Here is a 6381-nt window from a genome sequence, read left to right on the forward strand (position 1 = left end):
GGGTGGGGGGGGGCGGGCGTGCCGCGGGCGGGCGGGGGGGGGCCGCGCCACCGCCGCGACCGGGGACCGCGCCCCGGGCGCCGTGACGACGGGTTCGGGCAGCCACGTCCCGACGTAGCGCTCGCGCCGCACGCGCGCGCTGCCGAGCACGTCGAGCGCGAGGCGGCCGACCGTCGTCGTGAGCCATGCCGCGAGGTTGCGGATCGACGCCGGGTCCTGGGTGCGCAGGCGCAGCCACGCGTCCTGCACGCAGTCCTCGGCGTCCGACCACGAGCCCGTGGTCGCGTAGGCGAGGCGCAGGAGGCGCGGGCGCTCGGCCTCGAAGGCGTGCGCGAGGTCGTCGGTGCTCATCGCGGGGCCGTCGACGCGGTGGGCTGCGCGGCGAGCCAGCCGGCGAACGTCGTCGTGCCGCGCGCGTCCGGGTGCGGGTCCGTGAGGCCGCCCGCGCGCAGCGCACGCCCGAGCCGCCCGGGCAGCGGCACCCGCACGGGGAGCGCCCGCGAGCCGGTCGCCGTGCGCCAGGTGCGCGCCGCGTCCCGCAGGTCGAGCACCTCGGGCCCAGCGACGGTCGTGGTCGAGCGGAGCGGCGCGCGCTCCGCGGCGTCGGCGACGGCCGAGGCCGCGTCCCGCGCCGCGACGGGCTGGACCGGAGCGCGCAGCAGCGGCACGACGCCGCGCCGCGCGGCGCCGGCGAGCGTCCCGTCGACGAACTCGTGGAACTGCGTCGCCGCGACGACCGTCCAGGGAACGTCGCCGGCGGCGACCGCCCGCTCCTGCTCGACCTTCACGCCGTAGTAGGCCATCGGCACATCGTGGCACCCGACGATCGAGACGAGCACGTGGTGCCGCACCCCGGCGTCGTGCTCGGCCGCCAGGAGCCGCCGCGTCCCGTCGACGAGCGTCGCCCGCGCGGCCGTCGTGGACGACGACGCGTTGCTCGCGTCCACCACGACGTCCACCCCGGCGAGCGCGGCGGTCAGGCCGGCGCCCGTCGTGAGATCGACGGGGTAGCGCTCCGCGTGCCGGCTCAGCGCGCGCACCTCGTGCCCGCGCGCGGTCAGCTCCGCGACGACGTGCCGGCCGATCGTCCCTGTCCCACCTGTCACTGCGATCTTCATGCCCGTACGACGCCGCAGCAGCCCGGGATGTGACACGTCACCTGCAACCCGAACTTGTATACAAGTGCGCAGACCGTGTGGCACGATGGCGGGGTGACGACGACGCCCGACCTGCGCGCCGCCGTCGGACCGTCCACGGCGCCCGGCGACGCGGGCCTCGCACGCCGCCAGTCCGGTGCCCGTGCGGTCTACGACCTCCTCCGCGGCCGCATCATCGACGGTTCCCTCGCACCCGACGCTCGTCTGACCGAGCCCGTGCTGTCCGCCGAGCTCGGCGTCTCCCGGACCCCGGTGCGCGAGGCGCTGCGCCTGCTCCAGGCGGAGGCGCTCGTCGTCGAGCTGCCGACCGGGGGAGTGCGCGTCGCGCCGCTCGACGTCGCGGACGCGCGTCGCGTCTACGACGTGCGCGCCCGCCTCGAGGGCCTGCTCGCCCGGGACGCGTGCGAGCGCGCCACGCCCGACGACGTCGCCCGCCTCGTCCGGCTCGTGACCCTCATGGACGCCGTGCGCGACCACGAGGACGAGGTGCTGCGGGTCGGCGCGCAGTTCCACGGCGAGATCGAGGCGCTCGCCGACAACCGCTGGGGGTCGGCGCTCCTGCGCCAGATCCGCGGCCACGTCGACCGGTACCGCGCGCTCGCCGCGCGCCGCCGTGTCGGCACCACCGACCACGTCGACGAGCACCGCGCGGTCGCGGACGCGATCGCGAGCCGCGACCCCGCCGCCGCCGAGGCCGCGATGCGCGCCCACATCGAGCGCAGCGCGGCCCTCGCCGAGCAGTCCCTGCGCGGCGTGGGGTCGGCGGCCGGCGACCTCCACTGACCACCGCCCACCGCACGACGGAGACACCGATGCCGTACACCCACCACCTGCGCGTCTACCCCAGCGCGGAGCCGCTCGACCGCACCGACCAGCTCGCGTGGAAGCTCGCCGAGCTCGCGACGGACCCGGTCGAGGTCACGCCCGAGGTCGTCGACATGGTGATCAACCGCGTCATCGACAACGCGGCCGTCGCCGCGGCCAGCCTGACGCGTGGCCCCGCGGTCGCGGCGCGCGGCCAGGCGCTCGCGCACCCGTACACGCCGGGGTCGACGGTGTTCGGCTGCGCGCTCGCGACGCGCACGAGCCCCGAGTGGGCGGCGTGGGCGAACGGCGTCGCGGTCCGCGAGCTCGACTTCCACGACACGTTCCTCGCCGCCGAGTACTCCCACCCCGGCGACAACATCCCGCCGATCCTCGCCGTCGCGCAGCACGCCGGGTCCGACGGCGCCGCGGTCGTGCGGGCGATCGCGACCGGCTACGAGATCCAGGTCGACCTCGTCCGCGCGATCAGCCTCCACAAGCACAAGATCGACCACGTCGCGCACCTCGGGCCGTCGGCCGCCGCCGGGATCGGCACGCTCCTCGGCCTCGACACCGAGACCGTGTTCCAGGCGATCGGCCAAGCCCTGCACACGACGACGGCCACGCGCCAGTCCCGCAAGGGCCAGATCTCCACGTGGAAGGCGCACGCCCCGGCGTTCGCGGGCAAGGTCGCGGTCGAGGCCGTCGACCGGGCGATGCGCGGCCAGACGTCGCCCGAGCCGATCTACGAGGGCGAGGACGGCGTCGTCGCCTGGCTGCTCGACGGCCCGGACGCGGCGTACGACCTCGTGCTCCCGGCCCTCGGCGAGCCGAAGACGGCGATCCTCGACACGTACACCAAGGAGCACTCCGCGGAGTACCAGTCGCAGGCGCTCATCGACCTCGCGCGGGCGCTGCACGACGAGCACCCGTGGCTCGCCGACCCGGACAACGTCGCGAGCATCGTCATCCACACGAGCCACCACACCCACTACGTCATCGGCTCCGGCGCGAACGACCCGCAGAAGTACGACCCGACCGCCTCGCGCGAGACGCTCGACCACTCGATCCCGTACATCTTCGCGGTCGCGCTGCAGGACGGCGGCTGGCACCACGTCGACTCGTACGCGCCCGAGCGTGCGGGGCGCGAGGACACGGTCGCGCTGTGGGCCAAGGTCACCACGGCCGAGGACCCCGAGTGGACGCGTCGCTACCACTCGACCGACCCGGCCGAGAAGGCCTTCGGCGGTCGCGTCGAGATCGAGCTGGCCGACGGCGGCCGCCTCGTCCGCGAGATCGCCGTCGCCGACGCGCACCCGCTCGGGGCGCGGCCGTGGGGGCGGGGCGGGGGGCGGCAGGAGGTGGCGCCCACGCGCGCCCGCGGGCGGGGGGCGCGCGGGGCCCGCCCACGGCGTGCGGCACCTCTTCGAGGCGCGCATGAAGCAGGAGCGCCGCACGGCCGGTCGGCCGGGCCACGAGGCGGGGCCGGGCGACCTGGGCTGAGGCCGATGAGTCCGGGCCCGCTCGTCGGTCCGAGGTGGTGGACGGACGAGACGGCCCACCGAGAGGACTCCGCATGACCACCGCAGCCGACGTCGGCGCCCCCGGCGCTCCGGAGGGGACGCTGATCCCCGGCTACAGCTCCCCGGGCGCGAGCCCGGTGCCCTGGGAGAGGGTGCGGCGGGCGCTCGAGCGCGCCGAGATCTCCTGGATCTCGACCGTACGACCCGACGGGCGGCCCCACGTCACGCCGCTCATGACGGTCGTCGCGGACGGCTGCCTGCACGTCACCACGGGACCGCACGAGCGCAAGGCCCGCAACCTCGCCGAGAACGCGCGCGTCGTCCTCACGACCGGGACGAACGTGTACGAGGACGCGCTCGACGTCGTCGTGGAGGGGACGGCCGTGCGCGTCACCGAGGACGCCGCGCTGCACCGGCTCGCCGAGCGGTGGCGCTGCAAGTACGGCGACGAGTGGTCGTTCACGGTCGAGGACGGCGCGTTCGTCAACGACGGCGACCCCGCGCTCGTCTTCGCGGTGCGGCCCGAGGTCGTGTTCGCCTACGAGCGCACGGCCGAGCACGCGGCGATGCGGTGGCGGTTCGGGGCGGGCGAGCGGCCCGACCTGCGTGCCCCGGACGCACCGCAGCCCGCCCCGTGAGGCGGGCTGCGGCGTCGGGCCGGGAGGTGGTCAGTTGCGCGTGATGGTGAAGGTCGACGTCGTGTTCTCGATGTCCCGGAAGTTGCCCGAGAACGTGAGGTTGGTGAACGTCGCCGTGCCGACGGCCGGGCCCTGGCCGGCCTCCGGCATCGGGTTGGCCCAGATGCCGTAGCCCGACTTCGCGTCGTACTGGTCCCCGCTCTTCTTCGCCCCCGTGATGGTGACGTTGGTGAAGGTCGGGTTCTGGAACGTGTTCTGCGGCTGCCCGCCCACGTAGTTCGTCTGGAACATGATCCCGGAGTACGTCGGGTCGATGACGTCGAGGTTGTTCACCTGGATGTTCCCGAACGCCTTGGACGCCGAGAACATCCACACGGCCCCGAACACCTGGTCGCCCCAGAAGTGGCCGCCGGAGCGCACGACCGTGAGCCCGTCGAACACCGTCGGCGCCGGGCCGAAGCCCTCCATCGGGTAGCCGAAGTCGAGCGAGCTGATCGTGACGCCCGAGTAGACGAGCGTGTCCGCGATGTAGATGTTGCGGAACGTGTTGTCCTGACCGCCGTAGACCGCGAGGCCCGCCGCGCGCCACGTGTTGGTCGACGTGAGGTTCTCGAACACGTTGCCGCGCTGCCCGCTGCCGCCGTTGTCGGTGGCCGCGAAGAGCGCGAACGAGTCGTCTCCCGTGCCGCGCGCCTGGTTGTTGTGCACGTGGTTGTTCGCGCTGCCGTTGGTCATGTTGATCGCGTCCGCGAACGTGTTGCGGATGCGCGAGTTCGTGACCTCCGAGTCGTCCATGTTGGACGCCCAGAACATGCAGATCATGTGCTCGACCCAGATGTTGTCGATCGTCATGTCCTTCACGTTGGCGAAGTCGAACACCTTGCCGGGGCCGTCGATGCGCGACGTGTAGTTGCCGAAGTACGCGAAGTCGCGGAACGTCGAGCCGTTCGCGCTCGCCTCGGCGCGGAAGCCGACGTCGGTGTTCTCCTGGCCCTGCGGCGCGAAGAACCGCGTGAACCACGGCCCGGCGCCCACGACGTCGACCCCCTTGCCGTACACCTGGAACTTGCTCGCCGTCTGGTAGTCGCCGGCGGGCAGGTAGACGCCCTTGAGCGTGCCCGTGCTGTCCATGCGGACCTTGTCGAGCGCGGCCTGGACGTCCTGGTGCGTGAAGCCCGCGGGCTGCGTGTACTGCGCGGGGTTCGGGTTCGCCCGCGGCGTCGCGAGCTCGAGGTCGACGAAGTCGATCGCGTACTGGCTCGTGCTGCTCGCCGTCTTCTGGAGGCGGATCTTCGAGCCCGCCGGGACGGTCGTGCCGAGCAGCGTGCTCGCCTCGTCGTAGACGTGGCGCGGCGCGCCCTGGCCGGGCTGGTTGCCCGGGTTGGTCTCGTTGCCGTAGAGCCACGCGTAGCGCGAGGTGAGGTCGATGTTCTTGAGGAACTGCCCGTCGACGTAGATCGCGAGGGTCGCGTTCGTGCCGCCGCCGCCCGCCGAGTCGGGGATGGAGAAGCGGGTCAGGAGGGTGTTCGTCGGGGCCTTGGTGGTCCACTCGACGTACGCGCCGGTCTGGTTGAGCGTCACCGCGCGCCGGCCCGAGGCCTCGCCCGCGAGGTCGCCGACGACACGGTTGGGCGCGAGCACCGTCGCGCCGCCGCCGGTGACGCCGTCCTCCGCCTCGTACGTGTCGAACGGCAGGTTGGCGCCGCGCCCGACGAAGAGCGGTCGGGTGGCGGTGTTGTTGGCCTGCTTCGCGGCGGCCTCGGTCGAGTCCGGCGCGGCGACGACCTTGACGTCGTAGTTGCCGTTCGCGGCGGTCCAGGTGCCGAGGTTGACGCTCGCGCTGCTCGCGCCCGCGGCGATCGCGCCGCTCGCAGACCCGGTCAGCGTCCGCACGACGGCGCCCGTCGCCTTGTTCGTCACCGTGACGGTGAGGCCGTGGGTGGCCGTCGACGTCGCGACGTTGCCCTGGTTGGCGATCGTCGCGGAGAACGTCACCGTGCTGCCCGCGGCGGGGTTGCTCGGCGACCACGTGAGGGTAGGGACGAGGTCCGAGCTCGGGACGGCGGTGACGACGAGCGGGGTCGGGTTGACGTAGGCGTTGTTGCCCTCGTTCTGCTCCGCGACCGTGCCGCCCGCGTCGGGGACCGCGCCCCTCGTGGTTCTCGCGGGAGGGCGGGGGCCCCCCGCCGGCGGGAAGGTGGCCGGGGCGGCGGCCGCGGGGGCGCGGGTGCGCCCCGGGCGGCGCGGGGCGCGCGGGCT

General features: G+C 74.0%; 6 protein-coding genes. 3 read left to right on the plus strand and 3 right to left on the minus strand.

The window, feature by feature from the left end; all coding sequences use genetic code 11:
* Window positions 1-351: sigma factor (locus tag ACFWH7_RS02135; protein WP_378214788.1), on the minus strand; the 351-nt coding region annotated here is incomplete at its 3' end.
* The gene (locus ACFWH7_RS02140) at window positions 348-1118 is read right to left on the minus strand and encodes an SDR family oxidoreductase (RefSeq protein ID WP_378214789.1); all 771 of its coding nucleotides are present in this window, start codon (window positions 1116-1118) and stop codon (window positions 348-350) included. The genes ACFWH7_RS02140 and ACFWH7_RS02135, both read right to left, overlap by 4 nt.
* A gap of 93 nt (window positions 1119-1211) precedes the next feature.
* On the opposite strand from ACFWH7_RS02140, the gene ACFWH7_RS02145 reads away from it, so the two are divergent.
* The 3 genes from ACFWH7_RS02145 to ACFWH7_RS02155 are packed head-to-tail and all read left to right on the plus strand — an operon-like array spanning window position 1212 to window position 4122.
* Window positions 1212-1940 carry a GntR family transcriptional regulator gene (locus tag ACFWH7_RS02145; protein ID WP_378214790.1) on the plus strand — a complete coding sequence of 243 codons (729 nt, stop codon included), beginning with the start codon at window positions 1212-1214 and terminating at the stop codon, window positions 1938-1940.
* 29 nt (window positions 1941-1969) lie between these two features.
* Complete coding sequence (locus ACFWH7_RS02150; RefSeq protein ID WP_378214791.1) at window positions 1970-3541, plus strand: MmgE/PrpD family protein; 1572 nt, start codon at window positions 1970-1972, stop codon at window positions 3539-3541.
* A complete protein-coding gene (locus ACFWH7_RS02155; protein ID WP_378214792.1) occupies window positions 3538-4122 on the plus strand; it encodes a pyridoxamine 5'-phosphate oxidase family protein in 585 nt (194 codons plus the stop codon). The genes ACFWH7_RS02150 and ACFWH7_RS02155 overlap by 4 nt, the downstream gene beginning before the upstream one ends.
* 30 nt (window positions 4123-4152) lie before the next feature.
* Here ACFWH7_RS02155 and ACFWH7_RS02160 read toward each other — a convergent pair.
* Window positions 4153-6381, minus strand: a 2229-nt coding sequence (locus ACFWH7_RS02160) for a CARDB domain-containing protein (protein WP_378214793.1), incomplete at its 5' end; no start/stop codon positions are given.

It is taken from the genome of Cellulosimicrobium cellulans (assembly GCF_042723955.1).
GTDB classification, from domain to species: Bacteria; Actinomycetota; Actinomycetes; order Actinomycetales; family Cellulomonadaceae; genus Cellulosimicrobium; species Cellulosimicrobium cellulans_H.